Genomic DNA, 17,550 nt, shown 5'->3' on the forward strand with positions numbered 1-17,550 from the left:
GGAGCCCTCCCCATGCTGCTCAGCGACGTCTCCATCCGCAGGCCCGTCTTCACCGCGATGTTGTCGCTGTGCCTCGTCGTGCTCGGCCTCATGGGCCTGGGCCGCCTGGGCACCGACCTCTATCCGGACGTGTCCTTCCCGGTGGTGGTCATCAACACCGTCTACAAAGGCGCGGGTCCGGGCGAAATCGAAACGCAGGTCATCAAGCCCCTGGAGGACGCCGTCGCTGGCATCAGCGGCGTGGACAAGATTCACTCCTACAGCCGGGAGAACGTGGGCATCGTGGTGGTGCAGTTCAAGATGACCGCCCCGCTGGACCGCGCGGTGCAGGACGTGCGCGACAAGGTCGCCGGCATCGTCAGTCGCCTGCCCCAGGACGCGGACGCGCCCGTCATCGGCCGCGTGGACCTGGGGGCCACGCCCATCCTCACCTACGCCGTCTCCGCGGAGCTGCCCTCGCAGGAGCTGCGCCGGCTCATCGACGACCGCGTGAAGCCCGCGCTCGCGCAGTTGGAAGGCGCCGCCGAGGTGCGCGTCACGGGGGGAGACACGCGCGAGGTGCAAATCGACATCGATTTGGACAAGGCGCGCGCGGCGGGTGTGTCCCCGCTGGGCATCGCCCAGCGCGTGGCGTCGGAGAACCTGGACCTGCCCGCGGGCCGGCTCCAACTGGGCGCCTCCGAGATGACGGTGCGCTCGCTGGGGCAGTTCCAGAACGTGGATGAAATCCGCGACCTGCCGGTGGCGCGCAGCGCGACGGGCGCGCAGGTGCGGCTGGGCGAAATCGCCAGCGTGACGGACGGCGTGGCGGAGCGGCGCACCCTGGCGCGCCTCAACGGGCAGGACGCCGTCATCCTGGAAATCGTCAAGCAGCCGGGCTCCAACACCGTCGCGGTGAGCGAGGCGGTGCGGCAGGTGATGGCGCAGATGGGCTCGGTGGTGGGGCATGGCTTCCAGGCCACGCTGCTCATCAACCAGTCGGACATCATCCAGGAGAACGCGCACGAGGTCTGGGTGGCGCTCATCTTCGGTGGCGCGATGGCGGTGCTCATCATCCTCATCTTCCTGCTGGACGTGCGCGGCACCTTCATCTCGGCGCTGGCGTTGCCCACCTCCGTGCTGGGCACCTTCTTCGTGATGTACGTGCTGGACTACACGCTCAACCAGATGACGCTGCTGGGCCTGTCGCTGGCCATCGGTCTGCTCATCGACGACGCGGTGGTGGTTCGCGAGGCGATTACCCACCGGCTGGAGAAGGGGGAAGACCCGGAGAGCGCCGCGTCCAACGGCACGAAGGACGTGGGCCTGGCGGTGCTTGCCACCACGCTGTCGCTGGTGGCGGTGTTCGTGCCGGTAGCCTTCATGCCTGGCATCGTCGGCCAGTTCTTCCGGCAGTTCGGCATCACCATCTCCGTGGCGGTGCTGATTTCCCTGTTCATCTCCTTCACGCTGGACCCGATGATGTCGGCGCGGCTGGCGAAGCGGCGCGTGCCGGGCGAGGTCCGCCAGGAGAACGCGGTGGCCGCGGCGCTGCGCCGCTTCCTGGACGGGACCGAGCGCGTCTACGAGTCCATCCTCCGCTGGGTGCTGGCGCACAAGTGGACGACGGTGGGCCTCACGCTGGTGCTGCTGGTGGTGTCCTTCGGAGGCGCCAGCCGTCTGGGCATGGAGTTCATGCCCGCGGAGGACCGCTCGCAGTTCTTCGTGGACCTGACGCTGCCGGACTCGGCCAGCATCCGGGAGACGGAGGCCCGCACCGCCGATGCGGAGGTGCTGCTGCGCCAGCTCCCGGAGGTGACGGACGTCTACTCCATCGTCGGCAAGGACGGCGATGTGAACAAGTCCCGCATGCGCGTGCTGACGGTGGGCAAGGACGCGCGCACCAAGGGCATCCAGGTGCTGAAGGAGGATGCGCGCGCGCTGCTGGAGCCTGGGCTGGTGGGCACGCGGGTGAACCTGAGCGACCCGCCCATCCTGGAGGGCATGGGCGACTACTACCCCATCATGGTGCGCATCACCGGGCCGGACCTGGACCGCGTCAACGAGGAGGCCGAGCGCGTCGCGGGCATCCTCCGCGAGCTGCCGGGCACCGCGGACGTGCGCGTGGAGTCCAACCCGCCCAAGCCGGAGATGCAGGTGCTCATCGACCGCGCGCGCGCCAGCGACGTGGACCTGCACGCGGGCGCGCTGGCCACGCAGCTGCGGCTGGCCATTGGCGGTGACGTGGTGGCGAAGCTTCGCGAGGGCATCACCGAGACGGACATCCGCGTGCGCCTGTCGGAGAAGGACCGCGCCACGCCGGAGCGCGTGCGCCAACTGGAGGTGTACACGCCCAGCGGCCTGCGCCCGCTGACGGACGTGGCCCGGGTGGAGATGAAGAACGGCCCCAGCCTCATCGAGCATGAGAACCGCGAGCGGCAAATCGCCGTGTACTCGCAGTTGGGCCCGGGCGCGGCGCTGGGCGACATCGCCCGGGAGCTGAAGGCGCGCGTGGCGGCCCAGCCGCTGCCACCGGGCTATGCGCTCATCTACGACGGGCAGATGAAGAACCTGGACGAGCAGAACGACGCCTTCGGCGCGGCGTTCGGTCTGGCCTTCGTCTTCATCTACATGGTGCTCGCCAGCCAGTTCGAGTCCTACAAGCACCCGCTCACCATTATGGTGTCGCTGCCGCTGGCCCTGGTGGGCGCGCTGCTGGGACTGGTGGTCACGGGCTTCCACCTGTCCATGGGCGCCATGATTGGCATCATCCTGCTGATGGGCCTGGTGACGAAGAACGCCATTCTGCTCATCGACGGCGCGCTTCAGAACCTGCGGGAAGGCGACACGGTGGACGAAGCGCTGCTCAAGGCGGGCCCGCGCCGGCTGCGGCCCATCCTGATGACGAGCGCGGCCATGGCCATCGCCATGGTGCCCACGGCGGTGGGCACGGGCACGGGTTCGGAGTTCCGCGCACCCATGGCCATCTCCGTGATTGGTGGCGTCATCACCTCCACCTTCCTCACGCTGCTGGTGGTGCCGGTGGTGTTCGCCGGCATGGAGCGCCTGGGCTTCAAGCGCCGCCGTCCGCGCGACGATGCCGCCGCCGCGCCGCCGCACCAGGTGGAGCCCAAGCCCGGTCAGGCGGCCTGAGGTCCACGGGCTCGGGGGGCGTTCATCCCCCCGCGTACAGCGGCGCCATCGCATCCACGATGGCGCCCATCAGCCGCTGGCCGTCGGACGTGTCCGGGCAGAGTCCGCCCCAGACGAGCGTGAGGCGTTCGGCCACCGGGCGGAAGTACATGCGCCCGCGCATGCGGACCGGCTCGTAGCTCTCCCGGCCGCCCACGAGGTAGTCCTCCTCTGGCACGCCGAACACGGCGTAGTACGTGAAGTCCGGCGCCTGCGCGTCCTGCACCCGGTGCAGTCCGCTGGGGATGATGCAGCTCACCTCCGCCATGTGCCACGGGCCTTCACGGCCCTGGCGCACGTCCAGCACCTCGAAGCACATCTTCGACGCGGGGCAGCCCAGCTCCCCGGCCGTGAGGAAGTTGTAGTCGAGCCGCGGAATCTCCAGCATCTCGTCCAGGTCCGGGCGGCCGTCGCGGGTGAATCCCCACGGGCTGCCATCCCGCTTGTACGAGCGGATGCCGTAGGCGCCGTAGAAGACGTTGTACCAGGGGCTGTGCGGGTTGAAGTAGTTGGAGCAACCGGCCCGCTCCGGGAAGTCTCCGATGGTGAAGGCCACCAGCAGGTCCATCAGCCGCTTGGTGTCGAAGGCCATGAAGGGTTCATGCGCCACCGCGCCAATCGACCCGCGGATGGCGGGCACCGGTGTGGCGATACCGGCCTCCGCCAGGAAGTTCTTCTTCCCCGGCAGCGGCGTGGCTTTCATGGCCAGGATGGCGAGCTCTCGTTGCAGACCCATGGAATTCCTACCCCCTCGCCGTACATCCTAGCGGAGGAAGGGTACACTGCTGAACATGCCGGAGAAGCTCGTCTTCGAGCACACCTTGGAGGGTCTCTTCGTGCGAGGACTGGGTGCCCGCGTCACCCCCGTGCTCCGCGAGCGGCTGCGGGAGGTGGGAGTGGACCTGGAGCGCAAGCTGCAGCCCGCCTACTCCTTTGAAACATGGTGCTCCGCCGTGCGCGTGGCCGCGCGCGAGCTGCACCCGGACGTGCCCGACGACGTGGGCTACGCGCTGCTGGGGGAGCGCATGGTGGACGGCTACCGGGAGACGGTGCTGGGCCGCGCGGCCTTCGGTGTGATTCAGCTCCTGGGCCCCCGCCGGTGCGTGAGCCGGGCCCGGCAGATGTTCCGCTCCGGGAACAACTACACGGAGACACGCCTGGACGACGTGTCCCCCACCGAAGTGGACCTGTGGATGAACGAGGCCGGGGCCATCCGCTACTTCACGCAAGGCGCGCTGCGCGCGGGCCTGCGCGCCGTGGGAGCGCCGCATGCCGAGGTGCAGGTGCGCGCCTTCACCGACGAAGGCGTCACCTACCGGCTCACGTGGCGCAACGGCCACGAGGACTGAGCCTGCTGGGATTCCATGGGCTGGAGCCGTCGTGCTCCAGCCTGGAGGTCTGTCTCAGCGCGCCGCGTGCTCTAGCTCGCCTTCCGCCGCGCCCAGGAAGTAGCGCGAGCGCGCCTTGGCGAGCTGCGAGTGCGCTTCCTCCAGCGACACGCAGTCCACCGTGATGTCGTTGTCCGCCGCGGCCGCCGAGGCCACCCGCGCTGTCTGCAGCCGGGCGATGGTGGAATCCGAGACGTGCGCGCACATGACGCAGCCCATCTGCCGGCCGTAGGCCACCACCTCTCCGAAGAGGCTGGCGGACTCCGGCTCCAGGGTCCTGAGCCCACGCATGTCCGCGAGCACCAGGTGTCGTCCTCCTCCGTAGGCGTCTGTTTCGTGACGATACCGGCTCGCGAAGTCCCGCATCTCGTTCGGCCTGACGAACCCACTCAACCGCACGGTGACGGTACGGCGATTCTTGTCATTGGTGACTTCGAACATGCGTGCGCCCTCCTCGCGAGGCAAAGATTAACATGAAGACAAACGGGGTTCCATGCAGCCCTCCAGGGCAGGTTCATGGCTGGAAGGGTGTGCAAGCGTGTCTGGGTTGTCTGGCGCCGGTGGAAGTTTCCGCGTGCTGGCACCCACATGTGGTGGTGGCGCAATCCTCGCCAGGAGGTGAAACCCGTCTGGGAAAGGCTCAGGCGCGCTGACTGCTCTGGCCGGTGACGACAGCGGAGCCGATGAGGTGCGCCAGCCGCAGGGCCTCGGGGACGAGGCCGCGGTCCGTCACGCGCGCCAGCGCCTCGGCCACCCAGGCGGGCTCCGCGCCCTGTACCTGGAAGGTGAAGCCTCCCAATTGGTGGATGGGACCCGCGCGCTTCAGCTTCGCCCAGCGCGCGTCCGCGCGAGGCAGACGCCGCAGCGCGCGCTCCACCGCGCCCAGGTCCGGTGGCCGCCGCATCACCGCCACGCACGGCCGCTTCAGCCGGCTGGCCAGCAGGGGCAGGTCCACGACGTTGAAGCCGCCGAACGCAATGCCATCCAGCAGCACCAGGTGGAGCTGCGGGAGGAACTTCCCGCCTTCCAACAGCCGGCACACCTCTCGCGTGGCGTTCCAGCCGTCGCGGCGCACCCGTCCCCAGACGAGCCCTTCGAAGCGCGTGCCTCCACACACCACGCCCGCCAGGGGCACGGCGGCGCCGGGGCGGCGCGCGAAGGGGCCGTCGTCGAAGCCGATGACACGCGGGAAGCGGGGCAGGCGCATGGGCCGCGCAGCCTCTCAGGGAGCGCCCGCAAAGAGAAAGCCCGGACTCGCCATCCGCGAGACCGGGCTTTCATGGCTTCGCCGGACCGCCGTTCAGGCCGCGCGAACGTTCTGCGCCTGCAGACCCTTGGGGCCCCGGCCTACTTCGAACTCCACCTTCTGGCCTTCCTGCAGGGTGCGGAAGCCATCCATGTTGATGGCGCTGTGATGGACGAACACGTCCTCACCGCCGCCGTCCTGCACGATGAACCCAAAACCCTTCGCATCGTTGAACCACTTGACGGTACCGGTTGCCATGAATCGCGTTCTTTCGTTCCAAAGCGGCTGGGGTGCCGCGGATATCGCCCTCTCAGAAACTGAAGGGCCGTGCTGCGAGCCATAGTCTGCCCGGGGCGGGCCACCGAGTGGAAGCCCCCCTGGCTGCCCAGCAGCCAGGAATTCGCGGGTGGACAGGCTTCCTACCCTCGGTGCCCGGGCAGGCGAGGGGCGCATCGCCGTGCGTCACGGGCCGCGTGCCTACCGTAGCGGCGACTTCACGACGGCAAGACTGGAAGGAGCGCCACATGGCTGAACCGCGGACCCTGAGCCCGTCCACCCCCAGACTCGTCCCGCCCCCGGTGCCTCCGGAAGGGCGCTTCCGGCGGGGTGTGCGCCGCGCCATGGACCGGAGCGCCGCCGCTGGCATCATCTCCCGTCCGCTCCTGGGACGGCTGCCGTTGCGCCGGTGGGTGCCGCAGGACCTGCACTCGCTCATGGACTACAAGGGCGGGACGGCCTCGGTGGTGGCGGGGGTGTTGTCCGGAGATGCCGTGGCGAAGTCCGCGGGCATTGCCCTGGGGTCCACCATCCTCGGTGTGTCATTGTTGACGGATTACCGCATCAGCTTGACCAAGCTCATCCCCATCGAAGCGCATGAAATCGCCGACTATGCCTTTGGCGCCGCGTCCATCCTCTCGCCCTTCGTGCTGGGCTATGCGAAGCGCAGCCCGCTGGCCGCGGCCATCCACGTGGCGGTGGGCGTGACGACCGTGCTCGCGTCGCTGGTGACGGACTACCGGTGCCAGACGGGCATGCACCTGGGCGGCGAGCTGGCGACGGACCCGGGGGCGATTGGCGCGTGAGTGCCCCTGTTCCTCCAGCGCGCGGCAGCACCGTGCGCGGCGCGCTGGAGGCGGCGCTGACGTCCGCCCCGGAGAGCGGCCTCACCGCGAAGGACCTCTCCGCCCTGGTGGGCATCTCCGAGAAGGACGTGGCCGGACACCTGGAGCACCTGGAGAAATCCCTCAAGGTCCAGGGCGCCCGCCTGGAGGTGTTGCCCGCCTCGTGCCTGGCGTGTGGCTTCACCTTCAAGGACCGCAGGCGCTTCACGCGGCCCGGTGCCTGTCCTCAGTGCCGTGCCACGCGCATTGATCCGCCGGCCTTCCGCGTCATCGGTTGAAAGCGCCTGGGGCGCCGTCCCGGGCGCGGTGGAGATTTCACCATTCGGTTGACAATCGAGCGGTGATTGCAGGAATATTAAACCAATTGGATGAATATCGGGAGTGCGTCATGGCGTCGACAGGGAATGACAAGGGTGCGCCGGTTGCCACGGCGATGATGATGATTCGCCGTCCCGTGGCGGACGTCTTCGCGGCCTTCGTGGACCCCGCAATCACCACGAAGTTCTGGTTCAGCCGGGGCAGCGCGCGGCTCCAGCCCGGCGGCACGGCGCAGTGGTTCTGGGACACCTACGGCGTGTCGGTCACCGTGAACGTGTTGGACTTCGAGCCCGGCGCCCGCCTGCGCATCGAGTGGGGTGACCCGGGTGCGATGACCTTCGTCGAGTGGACCTTCACGGCGCTGTCGCCGGACCGCACATTTGTCCGCGTCGTCGAGTCCGGCTTCCGGGGTGACGACAAGGCCGTCGTGGCGCGAGCGCTGGACAGCACCGGGGGCTTCAACCTGCTCCTCGCCGGGGCCAAGGCCTGGCTGGAGCACGGCATCGCGCTCGCGCTCGTTCCGGACCATGTCCCCGAGGACGCGCGGCACCTCGTCTGACGCCGCGGTTCCCCCCACCCCCCACGCATGACCGAAGGCGCCATGAAACGAGACTCGCACGCCCGCCTGTTGTCCTCCGACACCGTCCGTATCGAGCGCTTGCTGCCCGGCCCCATCGAGCGCGTCTGGGCCTATCTCACCGATCCGGAGAAGCGCCGGCTGTGGCTCGCGAGCGGCCCCACGGAGACGAAGGTCGGTGGCAAGGTGGAGCTGCTGTTCCGCCACTCCGAGCTGTCAGAGGAAGGCGGCGCCCCACCGCCGCGCCATGCGGACATGGAACAGGGCCACGTCAATGTGGGGCGCGTGACGGCGTGCGAGCCGCCGCACCTGTTTGCCTATACATGGGCGGAGAACCGCGGGGACCCGTCAGAGGTCCGCTTCGAGCTGTCCGAGCGCGAGGATGGTGTCCTGTTGACCATCACCCACGTGCGTCTCAACGGCCGGGACGCCCTGCGCAGCGTGGCGGGCGGCTGGCATACGCACCTCGACCTCCTGGTCGACCGGCTGAATGGACAGCGCTCGCCGGACTTCTGGGAAGCCTATGAGCGCGCCCACGCCGAGTACGTCTCGCGCCCGGGCTTTGAGTAATGCGGTTGCCGGCGCTCCCGCGGTGCATCCGGGGGCGGCCCTTGGAGGACCGCACCCGGAGGTCAGTGTCTACTTCGGCCCTTCGGGGACGAAGCTGCAATCCGGGTCGTTGATGGCGCACAGCTGATTGCAGCAGCCATCCGCCCGGCAGCTGCAGGTGGGCTCCAGGATGATGGGCCTGCAGGTCTGGGAGTTGCCGTTGCACGTCACGGTGCCGCCGTTGGCACTATTGGCCGAACAGGCGAAGCCCGTGCCACTGCACTCCTTGATATCCCCGCCCTGGCACTCGATCTGCACGAAACAGTCACCGGTCAGCGCGGCCTCCTGCGTGCGGAAGTGGTCCTCGGCGGTGACGTCGTTACCTCCCTGAGGCTGCTCCTCGGTGGGCACGGGCCCGCAGGAGGTCAGCATCACCAGCGCCATGACGAAGATTCCAGACATCGACTTCATGAGAACCTCTCTTCTGTTGGGGGACACCGCGACAGGGAATATGAGAGGAATTTCCTGTCGTCAATAGTGACGCTCCGTGCTGGTTGGGTGTCTTTTCCGACCGTTTGAGAGGGATTTGTAGCCTTTTATGTCTCGCCCGGTGCGTCACCAGGCGTAGTCCTCCGGGGCGGGCTTGTGGCCCGGGAAGATGTCATCCAGGCGTGACAGTGTTTTCGCATCAAGTGTGACACCGGCCGCGTGGACGGCGGCATCGAGCTGGGCGGACGTTCGCGGTCCGATGATGGGCGCGGTGACAGCGGGCTGGTGCAGCAGCCACGCCAGCGCGACGTCTCCGGGCTCATGCCCGAGCTCGTCGGCGAGTGCCTCATAGCGCTCGATGCGGTCGCGGTGCTTCTGGAGGGATTCCTTGGCGCGTCCTTCCAGACGGCGCTTGCCTTCGCGCTCCTTGCGGAGCACGCCGCCCAGCAGTCCGCCCTGGAGGGGAGACCAGGGGAGGATGCCCACGCCATGGAACTGCGCGGAGGGCAGCACCTCCAGCTCCACGGTGCGGGCCATCAGGTTATAGAGCGACTGTTCGCTGACCAGTCCGGTGAAGTTGCGCCGTGCCGCCACGGCCTGGGCCTGGGCGATGTGCCAGCCCGCGAAGTTGCTGCTGCCGACGTAGAGCACCTTTCCCTGCGCCACGGCCACCTCCATGGCCTGCCAGATCTCCTCCCAGGGCGTGGCGCGGTCGATGTGGTGGAACTGATAGAGGTCGACGTAGTCCGTGCGCAGCCGCTTCAAGCTGGCATCCAGCGCGCGGCGGATGTTGAGCGCGGACAGCTTGCCCTCGTTGGGCCAGTCACCCATGGGCGCGTAGAGCTTGGTCGCGAGCACGGTGCGCTCGCGCCGCCGGCCGCCCTTGGCGAACCAGTTGCCGATGACCTCCTCGGTGCGGCCCTTGTTCTCCCCGAAGCCGTAGACGTTGGCGGTGTCGAAGAAGTTGATGCCGTGGTCGAGCGCGGAATCCATGATGGCGTGGGACTCCGGCTCCTCGGCCGTCCAACCGAAGTTCATGGTGCCCAGGCACAGCCGGCTGACGGAGAGCCCCGAGCGGCCCAATTGCGTGTACTTCATGGTGACTCCTCGATGGCCGGAGGCAGGCTCCCTCCACCGAGGACGGCCCGGCCGTTCACCGTCCCGCGGGTGCCGTGCATTCAGGGCATCCGCGGCGCATGGGGCCAGGGGTTTGCGGTGACGCCCACGCCAGGTGTCGGACAGCCAACCCGGGCGCGTGTCGAGGCGGCGTTGGTGAAACGAAAAAGGGCCACCGCCATGAAGGCGGTGGCCCTTGGGGCCGGCGGACGACCGTAGGGCTTACGGGTACAGCGCGCGGGCGCCGCTGCGGTCGGAGCTGGTCAGCACCAGGTCACCTGTCTGGGTGCCGCTGCACTGCGGGTAGTGCATGACGGAGCTGGCGTCATACGGCGTCAGCGCGCGCCAGGCGTTGTCCTCGTAGCAGCCGGTGCTGGTGAGGCGGGTGTGCTCGTGGCGGAAGCCCAGCACGTGACCCAGCTCGTGGCGAATCACGCCCTCCAGCGTCCAGGGCGAGATGTTCTGGAAGGACGTGGTCGAGATGAGGACGTTGGCGCTGCGGCGGGCGCTGTTGGGGAAGAAGGCGCGCGCCAGGTACTGCGACGTGTTGGTCTGGTTCACGTCGAACACGACGTTGTTGTTGCGGTTGGTGCACTTCGAGTCTTCAGCGCTGACGTGGACGAACTTGACGTTGGCAGCCGCCTCCCATTCCGCCGCGGCGCTCTTCATCGCGTTGACCACGCGCGTGTAGTTGCTCCCGAACTTGGTGCTCACGCAGTACGTGAGGTTGAGCGCCTGGCTGGCGCTCCATTTGATGTCGCGTCCACCGCTGTAATACACGGCCAGCGCGTCCCGCTGGGTGCCAATGCCGCTGACGGACTGCTCGTAGAACTCGCGCAGCTCCGACTCCGTCGGCAGGAAGATGTCACCGTCGACGACGAAACCACCGGACTCGGGCTCCTGATACGCGCCGGCGCGGAACTCCTCGAAGGTGAGCTGCTGCGCGTCCTGCGACTCGGACTCAGGGGCGCCGCACGCGGAACTCAGGATGGAGATGCCTGCCAGAAGAGCAACGGAGCGAAACTTGACCATGGTGGACCACCCTCGGAGCGAATTCTCGGAATTGAAACAAAAAGCGAAAAGAAGACCCCGGCACCGAAAAATCGGACACACAGGTCCACGCGAATTCTGAACCGGGGCTCGAGTTTCACCGGCGTTGAGAGAGTCTGCTCTGACTCAGGGATGTGTGAGCTCGACAATTGGCGGGACACCAGCTCGGCCCACATCGACGGCGGGCACCGGGGCCTGGTCCCCTCGGCGAACTGCGGCGGGTCATCGAAAAGAAATCCCCCGTGAAAAGGCGGTCGATTCACGGGGGTTCCGTTCGACCACGGAAGCAGGGAGGCTCTTCTCCTGCTCACCCGTGAGGCACGGACCCATGAAGTACCTGCTGATGATTTACGAGAACGAGAAGGCCGCCGAGGCGCTGTCGGAGGCGGACGTCCAGCGCGTGATGGGGGAGTACGGCACCTTCGAGGAGGCCATCCGGCAGAGCGGGCACTTCATCTCGGGCGAGGAACTGGAGCCCACGGCGGCGGCCACCACGGTGCGCATCCGCGACGGCAAGCGACTGACGACCGACGGCCCATTCGCGGAGACGCGGGAGCAACTGGGCGGCTTCTTTCTCGTGGAGGCCAGGGACCTCGACGAGGCGATTGGCATCGCGTCTCGCATTCCCAGCGCGCGCAGCGGCTCCATCGAGGTGCGGCCGGTGCGGGAATTCGCCATGCCCCAGGACTGACGCCGGGCCCCGCGCGGCATGATGGACACCCCCTCCATTCTCGAACGGGCGCACCGTGAGGATTACGGGCGCATCGTGGCCACGCTCATCCGCGTGCTGGACGGCGACTTCAGCGCGGCGGAGGAGGTGGTGCAGGACGCCTTCGCCGCTGCCTTGAATCAGTGGCCGCGCGAGGGTGTGCCTCGCGAGCCGGCCGGTTGGCTGATGCGTGTCGCGCGCAACAAGGCGGTGGACCGCATGCGGCGGTCCGCTCGCCTGGAGGCGCGCGTGGGCGAGTTGGAGGCGGTGGCGCCATCCGTGGACGACGCCGGATGGCAGACGTTGCCGGACGACTCGCTGCGGCTGCTCTTCACCTGCTGTCACCCCGCCTTGTCACCCGAGGCCCAGGTGGCGCTCGCGCTTCGTTGCCTGTGTGGGTTGACGACGGAGCAGATCGCCCGCGCCTTCCTCGTGTCGCCCGCCACGCTGGCCCAGCGGCTGGTGCGCGCGCAGCGGAAGATACGCACCGCGCGCATCCCCTACATCATCCCGGAGCCCGAGGCGCTGGCGGAGCGCACCGAGGGCGTGTTGCACACGCTCTACCTCGTCTTCTCGGAGGGCTACGCGGCCACGGACGGGCCGGCGTTGCTGCGAGTGGACCTTTGCGAAGAGGCCCTGCGCCTGGCCCGGCTGGCGCGCTCGCTGCTCCCAGGCGACGCGGAGGTGGCGTCCCTGCGGGCGTTGATGCTGCTTCACCACTCCCGCCGCCGGGCACGCGTGGCGGCGGATGGTGGGCTGGTGCTGCTGGACCGGCAGGACCGCTCGCTCTGGGATGGCGCGCAGCGGGACGAAGGACTGGCGGAGCTGGGAGCCGCGCTCGCCATGGGCGCTCGGGGGCCGTACACGGTGCAGGCGGCCATCGCGGCGCTGCATGCCCAGGCTCCGCGCGCCGAGGACACCGACTGGGCGCAGATTGCCGCGCTGTATGCGCGGCTGGTGGTGCTGACGCCGGGGCCCGTGGTGGCGCTCAACCATGCCGCCGCCGTGGCGATGGCCCGCGGCCCCGAGCACGGCTTGGCCCTGGTGGATGACCTGGAGGCCTCCGGACGGCTGGCGGACTACCACCTGCTGCCGGCCGCGCGCGCGGACCTGCTCCGGCGTCTGGGGCGCAAGGACGAGGCCGTGAGTGCCTACCGGCGGGCACTGGCAATGGTCCGCACCGCGCCCGAGCGGCGTTTCCTGGAAGCGCGTCTACGCGAGTTGCTGGCGGAGTGAAGGGGCCCGCGCTGGCTTCGCGGTGGTATCGACCGTGGCCAGCTTCAGGGCACGCCCAGCAGGTATGCCGAGCGGAAGAACTCGCGCCGGACCGCTGCCCCGTCATGCCCCCGTCGCATGCCGCACCTCGCCTTCCTGTGTTCCGTGAGCGCGATGCCGCGGAATCAGCCGGACCCCGAGCGGCTGGAGCGCGAGCGCCGGCCGGGGCCGCACCACGCAGCCCGGTGCCAGCTCCAGGCGGAACCGCCGTGCCACGCACGCGGTGATGAGCACCGTCTCCATCAGCCCTTGTGACGCTTGCCTTGGCCCACTCCGGCGAGCTTCACGAAGTTGCCGTCGCCGTTGACGAGGACGCGTTCAATCAGGTCCGGGTGATTGAGGAGGAAGTTGCGCTTTCCCAGGCGCACCACGTCGCCGTACTCCCTGGCGCAGCGGGTGAGGAACCCCAGCGGGTCCTCGGAGAACTCCACCAGGTTGCCAGCAATGAAGTGGCCCTGGGGCCCCGGCGGAAGGCGCACCTGTGGCATGAAAGGGTCCTGGAGGGGGAACTGCCGCTGGCGCAGGCGAACCATGCGCTCCACCCGCGTTGACCAGCTCTTGAGACCCAACCGTCAGGGCACAATGCCTGACGGCTTTTGACTAGTAATAGATATACGGGGCGGAGAGCTTGTCCGCGCGAGCAAACCGCATCAGCACAGCCAAAGAGTACAGGGCCTTCTTCATGGCGAACTCCTGGTTTGAGGTGGTGGCGTCTTGCTGTCTGCTGACGTCATGGCCAGCGCGGTGAAATGTGGCACAGCCCGAGAAAGCGGCACAGTTGTCTGTGATTAGTGGAAACCCCTTGCTTCCCAGGTTGGTGCGCCGCGCCATCACCGGTAGTGGGTGGCAATCCAGTCGCCTTCAATCTGTTGCACGGAGATGTCCAGCTCGTAGATGGCGCGCAGGACGTCAGGGCGCATGATGTCCTCCGGGCGGCCCTGGAACGCGACCTTGCCGTCGCGCATGGCGACGATGTGGTCGGAGTAGCAGGAGGCGAAGTTGATGTCGTGCAGCACCAGCACGAAGCTCTTGCCCAGCGTGTCCGCGGCGTGCCGGAGCCGCTTCATCATGGACACCGCGTGTTTCAGGTCCAGGCCGTTGAGCGGCTCGTCCAGCAGCACGTGGTCCGTGTCCTGGCAGAGCACCATGGCCACGAAGGCGCGCTGACGCTGGCCGCCGGACATCTCATCCAGGAAGCGGTCGGCGAGCGCGCTCAGCCCCATGTGCTCGATGGCTCGCTCCACGTGTTCGCGGTCCTGCACGGTGGGGCGGCCCTTGGTGTGCGGATAGCGGCCGAAGGTCACCAGCTCACGCACCGTCAGCCGGGCGGTGATGTGGTTGTCCTGCCGGAGGATGGCCAGCCGCTTCGCGAGCATGTCCCCGGGCGTGGTGGTGACGTCCAGCCCGTCCACCAGCACGTTGCCCGACGACATGGGCATCACCCGGCTCATCATGGACAGCAGGGTCGACTTGCCCGCGCCGTTGGGACCGATGATGGAGGTGATTCCGCCCACGGGCAGGCTCAGGGTGACGCCGTCCACCACCAGCGTTTCGCCGTAGCGCTTGCTGACGTTCTTCGCCTCGATCATCTCGTGGCCTTTCTCATGAGCATCGCGATGAACACCGCCCCACCGACGAACTCGATGATGACCCGTGGATTGGTGTCCAGGCGGAAGACGCGCTCCAGGATGAACTGCCCGGCGACCAGGGCGATGGCGGCGATGAGCGCGGCGGCGGGGAGGACGAACGCGTGCTTGTACGTCCGCATCACCGCGTAGGCGATGTTGGCCACCAGCAACCCCAGGAACGTCACGGGCCCCACCAGCGCGGTGGAAACGGCGACCAGGATGGCCACCAACGCCAGCACCCATGACACTGTCCGCTGGTAGTCCACGCCCAGGTTGATGGCGGCCTCCCGGCCCAGTACCAGGACGTCACAGGCGCGCAGCAGCCGCAGGCCCAGCACGGAGACCCCCAGCGTCAGCACCACGGAGAGCAGCAGCAGGTCGTGCTCCGGGTCGTTGAAGCTGGCGAAGAAGCGGTCCTGCAGGAAGATGAACTCGTTGGGTTCGATGACGCGCTGGATGAACGACGACAGGCTCCGGAACAGCACGCCCATCACCACGCCGGTGAGCAGCAGCAGGTGGACGTTGCCCCGGGCCATGCCGAAGAGCCAGCCGTGCAGCATGGCGGAGAAGGCCACCATGATGATGACCTCCGCGCCGAACAGGAACCGGGGGTCCAGCCCCGCCACGGTGGTGGAGCCCAGGAAGAACACCAGGCACGTCTGGATGAGCACGTACAGGTAGTCGAACCCCATGATGGCGGGCGTCAGCACGCGGTTGCCCGTCACCGTCTGGAAGAGCACCGTGGAGACGGCGACGGCGTAGCCCACCAGCAACGCGGTGGCGACCTTCTTCCCGCGGAAGGGCAGCACGAAGTCCCACGGGCCGCTCACGTCGACGAGCATGAACAGGGCCATGAAGGCCACGGCCACGCAGCCCAGCACGAGCAGGGGTCGCAGGGGGCTGACGGGCGGGGCGCTAGCCGACACGGGCGCCTCGCTTCAGCAGGAGGTACAGGAAGAGCACGCTGCCGATGACGCCGGCGATGGTGCCTCCGGGAATCTCATACGGGTGGCGCACCACGCGGCCCACGATGTCGCAGAGCAGCACGAAGGCCGCGCCGCTCACCGCGACCCAGGGAATGGACCTGCGCGCGTTGTCGCCCATGACCATGCTGACCAGGTTGGGGACAATCAGGCCCAGGAACGGAATCATGCCCACCGTGACGACCACCATCGCGGTGACCAGGGCGACGATGACCAGCCCCAGCGCGACGATGCGCGGGTAGTTCAGCCCCAGGTTGGTGGTGAACGTCTCGCCCATGCCGGCGACGGTGAAGCGGTCCGCGGCGGTGTAGGCGGCGCAGGTGAGGCCCAGCGTCACCCACAGCAGCTCGTAGCGGCCGCGAAGCACGGTGGAGAAGTCACCCGTGGTCCACGCGTTGACCGTCTGAAGCAGGTCGTACCGGTAGGCGAAGAAGGTCGTCGCCGAATCGATGATGCCGCCCAGAATCAGGCCCACCACCGGGACGATGAGGGCCGAGCGCAGGGGAATGCGCCGCAGCACCAGCAGGAAAAGCGCCGTCCCCGCGAGGGCGAAGACGGTGGCCACCATCATCTTCCCGAGCACCGGAAGGCCAGGCGCCAGCAGGGTGGCGGTCAGCAGGCCCAGGCTGGCGGACTCCGCGGTGCCCGCCGTCGTGGGCTCCACGAAGCGGTTGCGGGCAATCATCTGCATGATGAGGCCCGCGACGCCCAGGGACGTGCCCGCCAGCATGACGGCAAACATGCGCGGCAGCCGGCTGATGACCAGCACCTGGAGGGCGCGCTCATCCGGCTCGGGAGCGAAGAGGGCGCGCCAGGACACATCACTGGCGCCAATCAGGAGGCTGACCACCGCCAACGTGACGAGGACGGCGGCGGCGGCGAATGCGCGCTTCACGGTGGGGATGGACTACTGGGCCTGCGCGTAGGCGCTCGCGACCTGGTCGCGCAGCTGCTTGACGGACTGGATGCCGCCGCCGGTCAGGTAGGTGACGCCGGGGTCCAGGTAGACGACCTGGTTCTTCTGCCAGGCCGTCGTCTGCCGCACCAATTCGTTGTCCAGCACCTGCCGGGCATTGCCTTCCTTCTGACCGGTGGCGGCGTCTCGGTCGATGACGAACAGCCAGTCGGGGTTCTTCTCCCGGATGAACTCCGCGCTGATGGACTCGCCGTGCAGCGAGGTGCGCAGACCCTCGGCGGCCTCGGGCACGCCGAAGTCACCATGAATGACGCCAAAGCGCGAGCCCGGGCCATAGGCACTCATGCGCCCTCCGGTGACGAGCACGACCAGGCCCTTGCCGCGGGTCGCCGTCACCTGCTGGAGGTCCGCCACCGACTTGCGCAGGTCCTCAATCAGGCCGCGCGCCTTCTCCTCCTTGCCGAAGACGCTGGCCAGCATCTCCGTGTTGGCAATCACCGAGGCGACGTAGTCCTTGCCGCTCATCGGCACGTCGATGGTGGGCGCGATGCGGGAGAGGTTCGAATACTTCGCGCTGGAGCGGCCCCCGGTGATGATGAGGTCCGGCTTCGCGGCCTGGAGTGCCTCGTAGTCAGGCTCGAACAGGGTGCCCATGCGCGGGTACTTCGCGTCACGGAACTGGGTCAGGTGCTGGGGGAACATGTCTCCCGCCACGCCGTGGACGTCCACCTCCAGGGCCTGGAGGATGTCCAGCGCCACCAGGTCGAACACCACCACCCGCCGCGGCTTCAACGGGACGACGGTGGTGCCTTGTCCGTGCGTCACCGTCCGGCCCTCCGGCGCGACAGCCTCCTCGGCGGGGGTGGACGCGGCGGCGTCCGGGCGCTGGAACCTCACGCCCACCCACAGGACGGCCAGCACGACGACGACGGAAAGCAGGGCGAAGAGCGGAAGGGAACGCCTGTTGGATGGACTCACGGTGGTCGCTGGAAAGGGTGATTTTGATTCTGCGAA

General features: G+C 68.1%; 22 protein-coding genes. 8 read left to right on the top strand and 14 right to left on the bottom strand.

The genetic code is table 11. The features are described from left to right. Positions 1-12: 12 nt before the first annotated feature. Positions 13-3,132, top strand: coding sequence for an efflux RND transporter permease subunit (locus F8M74_RS22610; protein WP_141254712.1), 3,120 nt, complete (start codon positions 13-15; stop codon positions 3,130-3,132). Between the two features lie 22 nt (positions 3,133-3,154). Here the strand turns inward: F8M74_RS22610 and F8M74_RS22615 are convergent, their stop codons facing one another. Further along, positions 3,155-3,907 carry a hypothetical protein gene (locus tag F8M74_RS22615; RefSeq protein ID WP_141254711.1) on the bottom strand — a complete coding sequence of 251 codons (753 nt, stop codon included), beginning with the start codon at positions 3,905-3,907 and terminating at the stop codon, positions 3,155-3,157. A gap of 55 nt (positions 3,908-3,962) precedes the next feature. Between F8M74_RS22615 and F8M74_RS22620 the strand changes: the two genes are divergently transcribed. Continuing rightward, on the top strand, positions 3,963-4,520 hold the full coding sequence (locus F8M74_RS22620) for a DUF2378 family protein (RefSeq protein ID WP_141254710.1): 558 nt from the start codon (positions 3,963-3,965) through the stop codon (positions 4,518-4,520). 54 nt (positions 4,521-4,574) lie between these two features. Here F8M74_RS22620 and F8M74_RS22625 read toward each other — a convergent pair whose 3' ends face one another. The 3 genes from F8M74_RS22625 to F8M74_RS22635 form a co-directional block, all read right to left on the bottom strand. Next, positions 4,575-5,000, bottom strand: coding sequence for a hypothetical protein (locus F8M74_RS22625; protein WP_171410076.1), 426 nt, complete (start codon positions 4,998-5,000; stop codon positions 4,575-4,577). 199 nt (positions 5,001-5,199) lie between these two features. Continuing rightward, the gene (locus tag F8M74_RS22630) at positions 5,200-5,766 is read right to left on the bottom strand and encodes a DUF99 family protein (RefSeq protein WP_141254708.1); all 567 of its coding nucleotides are present in this window, start codon (positions 5,764-5,766) and stop codon (positions 5,200-5,202) included. Between the two features lie 93 nt (positions 5,767-5,859). Then, a complete protein-coding gene (locus F8M74_RS22635; RefSeq protein ID WP_002635980.1) occupies positions 5,860-6,063 on the bottom strand; it encodes a cold-shock protein in 204 nt (67 codons plus the stop codon). A gap of 266 nt (positions 6,064-6,329) precedes the next feature. On the opposite strand from F8M74_RS22635, the gene F8M74_RS22640 reads away from it, so the two are divergent. The 4 genes from F8M74_RS22640 to F8M74_RS22655 all read left to right on the top strand — a co-directional run bounded on the left by F8M74_RS22640 (position 6,330) and on the right by F8M74_RS22655 (position 8,391). Continuing rightward, complete coding sequence (locus F8M74_RS22640; protein ID WP_228560213.1) at positions 6,330-6,887, top strand: hypothetical protein; 558 nt, start codon at positions 6,330-6,332, stop codon at positions 6,885-6,887. Then, positions 6,884-7,204 carry a transcriptional regulator gene (locus F8M74_RS22645; protein ID WP_011550804.1) on the top strand — a complete coding sequence of 107 codons (321 nt, stop codon included), beginning with the start codon at positions 6,884-6,886 and terminating at the stop codon, positions 7,202-7,204. The genes F8M74_RS22640 and F8M74_RS22645 overlap by 4 nt, the downstream gene beginning before the upstream one ends. Before the next feature lie 110 nt (positions 7,205-7,314). Beyond that, entirely contained in the window at positions 7,315-7,803 is a 489-nt protein-coding gene (locus tag F8M74_RS22650) for an SRPBCC family protein (protein WP_141254707.1), read from the top strand. Positions 7,804-7,845: 42 nt separating this feature from the next. Next, on the top strand, positions 7,846-8,391 hold the full coding sequence (locus F8M74_RS22655; RefSeq protein WP_228560211.1) for an SRPBCC family protein: 546 nt from the start codon (positions 7,846-7,848) through the stop codon (positions 8,389-8,391). A gap of 69 nt (positions 8,392-8,460) precedes the next feature. Here F8M74_RS22655 and F8M74_RS22660 read toward each other — a convergent pair whose 3' ends face one another. From F8M74_RS22660 to F8M74_RS22670, 3 genes are all read right to left on the bottom strand, one after another. Next, positions 8,461-8,841: a hypothetical protein gene (locus F8M74_RS22660; RefSeq protein ID WP_141254705.1), complete on the bottom strand. Its 381-nt coding sequence runs from the start codon at positions 8,839-8,841 to the stop codon at positions 8,461-8,463. 144 nt (positions 8,842-8,985) lie between these two features. Further along, positions 8,986-9,957: an aldo/keto reductase gene (locus F8M74_RS22665; protein ID WP_141254704.1), complete on the bottom strand. Its 972-nt coding sequence runs from the start codon at positions 9,955-9,957 to the stop codon at positions 8,986-8,988. A 240-nt stretch (positions 9,958-10,197) separates the two neighbouring features. Further along, positions 10,198-11,007, bottom strand: a complete 810-nt coding sequence (locus F8M74_RS22670; RefSeq protein WP_216619640.1) for a M57 family metalloprotease — start codon at positions 11,005-11,007, stop codon at positions 10,198-10,200. A 346-nt stretch (positions 11,008-11,353) separates the two neighbouring features. Between F8M74_RS22670 and F8M74_RS22675 the strand changes: the two genes are divergently transcribed. Beyond that, the gene (locus F8M74_RS22675; protein ID WP_163884540.1) at positions 11,354-11,716 is read left to right on the top strand and encodes a YciI family protein; all 363 of its coding nucleotides are present in this window, start codon (positions 11,354-11,356) and stop codon (positions 11,714-11,716) included. 18 nt (positions 11,717-11,734) lie between these two features. Next, positions 11,735-12,970: an RNA polymerase sigma factor gene (locus F8M74_RS22680; RefSeq protein ID WP_141254701.1), complete on the top strand. Its 1,236-nt coding sequence runs from the start codon at positions 11,735-11,737 to the stop codon at positions 12,968-12,970. 102 nt (positions 12,971-13,072) lie between these two features. Here the strand turns inward: F8M74_RS22680 and F8M74_RS22690 are convergent, their stop codons facing one another. From F8M74_RS22690 to F8M74_RS22715, 7 genes are all read right to left on the bottom strand, one after another. Further along, the gene (locus F8M74_RS22690) at positions 13,073-13,252 is read right to left on the bottom strand and encodes a hypothetical protein (RefSeq protein WP_141254700.1); all 180 of its coding nucleotides are present in this window, start codon (positions 13,250-13,252) and stop codon (positions 13,073-13,075) included. Continuing rightward, positions 13,252-13,542: a cytochrome P450 gene (locus F8M74_RS22695; RefSeq protein WP_228560209.1), complete on the bottom strand. Its 291-nt coding sequence runs from the start codon at positions 13,540-13,542 to the stop codon at positions 13,252-13,254. Before F8M74_RS22695 ends, F8M74_RS22690 begins: the two co-directional genes overlap by 1 nt. Positions 13,543-13,609: 67 nt before the next feature. Beyond that, positions 13,610-13,840, bottom strand: coding sequence for a cittilin family RiPP precursor (locus tag F8M74_RS38665; protein WP_368669192.1), 231 nt, complete (start codon positions 13,838-13,840; stop codon positions 13,610-13,612). Further along, positions 13,840-14,598 (bottom strand): ABC transporter ATP-binding protein, encoded by a 759-nt coding sequence (locus tag F8M74_RS22700; RefSeq protein WP_141254699.1) that lies wholly within the window; start codon positions 14,596-14,598, stop codon positions 13,840-13,842. The genes F8M74_RS38665 and F8M74_RS22700 overlap by 1 nt, the downstream gene beginning before the upstream one ends. Then, on the bottom strand, positions 14,595-15,563 hold the full coding sequence (locus tag F8M74_RS22705) for an iron chelate uptake ABC transporter family permease subunit (protein WP_141254698.1): 969 nt from the start codon (positions 15,561-15,563) through the stop codon (positions 14,595-14,597). Before F8M74_RS22705 ends, F8M74_RS22700 begins: the two co-directional genes overlap by 4 nt. Beyond that, a complete protein-coding gene (locus tag F8M74_RS22710) occupies positions 15,553-16,515 on the bottom strand; it encodes an ABC transporter permease (protein ID WP_141254697.1) in 963 nt (320 codons plus the stop codon). Before F8M74_RS22710 ends, F8M74_RS22705 begins: the two co-directional genes overlap by 11 nt. A 12-nt stretch (positions 16,516-16,527) precedes the next feature. Next, positions 16,528-17,514, bottom strand: coding sequence for a siderophore ABC transporter substrate-binding protein (locus F8M74_RS22715; RefSeq protein ID WP_141254696.1), 987 nt, complete (start codon positions 17,512-17,514; stop codon positions 16,528-16,530). Positions 17,515-17,550 lie beyond the last annotated feature (36 nt).

This window comes from Myxococcus sp. CA023, from assembly GCF_010998615.1.
In the GTDB taxonomy this organism is placed as follows: domain Bacteria; phylum Myxococcota; class Myxococcia; order Myxococcales; family Myxococcaceae; genus Myxococcus.

Excerpts from the sequence above, each read along its gene's own strand:
- F8M74_RS22610 (WP_141254712.1), top strand. The coding sequence starts at position 13 with ATGCTGCTCAGCGACGTCTCCATCCGCAGGCCCGTCTTCACCGCGATG.
- F8M74_RS22615 (WP_141254711.1), bottom strand. The coding sequence starts at position 3,907 with ATGGGTCTGCAACGAGAGCTCGCCATCCTGGCCATGAAAGCCACGCCG.
- F8M74_RS22620 (WP_141254710.1), top strand. The coding sequence starts at position 3,963 with ATGCCGGAGAAGCTCGTCTTCGAGCACACCTTGGAGGGTCTCTTCGTG.
- F8M74_RS22625 (WP_171410076.1), bottom strand. The coding sequence starts at position 5,000 with ATGTTCGAAGTCACCAATGACAAGAATCGCCGTACCGTCACCGTGCGG.
- F8M74_RS22630 (WP_141254708.1), bottom strand. The coding sequence starts at position 5,766 with ATGCGCCTGCCCCGCTTCCCGCGTGTCATCGGCTTCGACGACGGCCCC.
- F8M74_RS22635 (WP_002635980.1), bottom strand. The coding sequence starts at position 6,063 with ATGGCAACCGGTACCGTCAAGTGGTTCAACGATGCGAAGGGTTTTGGG.
- F8M74_RS22640 (WP_228560213.1), top strand. The coding sequence starts at position 6,330 with ATGGCTGAACCGCGGACCCTGAGCCCGTCCACCCCCAGACTCGTCCCG.
- F8M74_RS22650 (WP_141254707.1), top strand. The coding sequence starts at position 7,315 with ATGGCGTCGACAGGGAATGACAAGGGTGCGCCGGTTGCCACGGCGATG.
- F8M74_RS22655 (WP_228560211.1), top strand. The coding sequence starts at position 7,846 with ATGAAACGAGACTCGCACGCCCGCCTGTTGTCCTCCGACACCGTCCGT.
- F8M74_RS22660 (WP_141254705.1), bottom strand. The coding sequence starts at position 8,841 with ATGAAGTCGATGTCTGGAATCTTCGTCATGGCGCTGGTGATGCTGACC.
- F8M74_RS22665 (WP_141254704.1), bottom strand. The coding sequence starts at position 9,957 with ATGAAGTACACGCAATTGGGCCGCTCGGGGCTCTCCGTCAGCCGGCTG.
- F8M74_RS22670 (WP_216619640.1), bottom strand. The coding sequence starts at position 11,007 with ATGGTCAAGTTTCGCTCCGTTGCTCTTCTGGCAGGCATCTCCATCCTG.
- F8M74_RS22675 (WP_163884540.1), top strand. The coding sequence starts at position 11,354 with ATGAAGTACCTGCTGATGATTTACGAGAACGAGAAGGCCGCCGAGGCG.
- F8M74_RS22680 (WP_141254701.1), top strand. The coding sequence starts at position 11,735 with ATGATGGACACCCCCTCCATTCTCGAACGGGCGCACCGTGAGGATTAC.
- F8M74_RS22690 (WP_141254700.1), bottom strand. The coding sequence starts at position 13,252 with ATGGAGACGGTGCTCATCACCGCGTGCGTGGCACGGCGGTTCCGCCTG.
- F8M74_RS22695 (WP_228560209.1), bottom strand. The coding sequence starts at position 13,542 with ATGGTTCGCCTGCGCCAGCGGCAGTTCCCCCTCCAGGACCCTTTCATG.
- F8M74_RS38665 (WP_368669192.1), bottom strand. The coding sequence starts at position 13,840 with ATGGCGCGGCGCACCAACCTGGGAAGCAAGGGGTTTCCACTAATCACA.
- F8M74_RS22700 (WP_141254699.1), bottom strand. The coding sequence starts at position 14,598 with ATGATCGAGGCGAAGAACGTCAGCAAGCGCTACGGCGAAACGCTGGTG.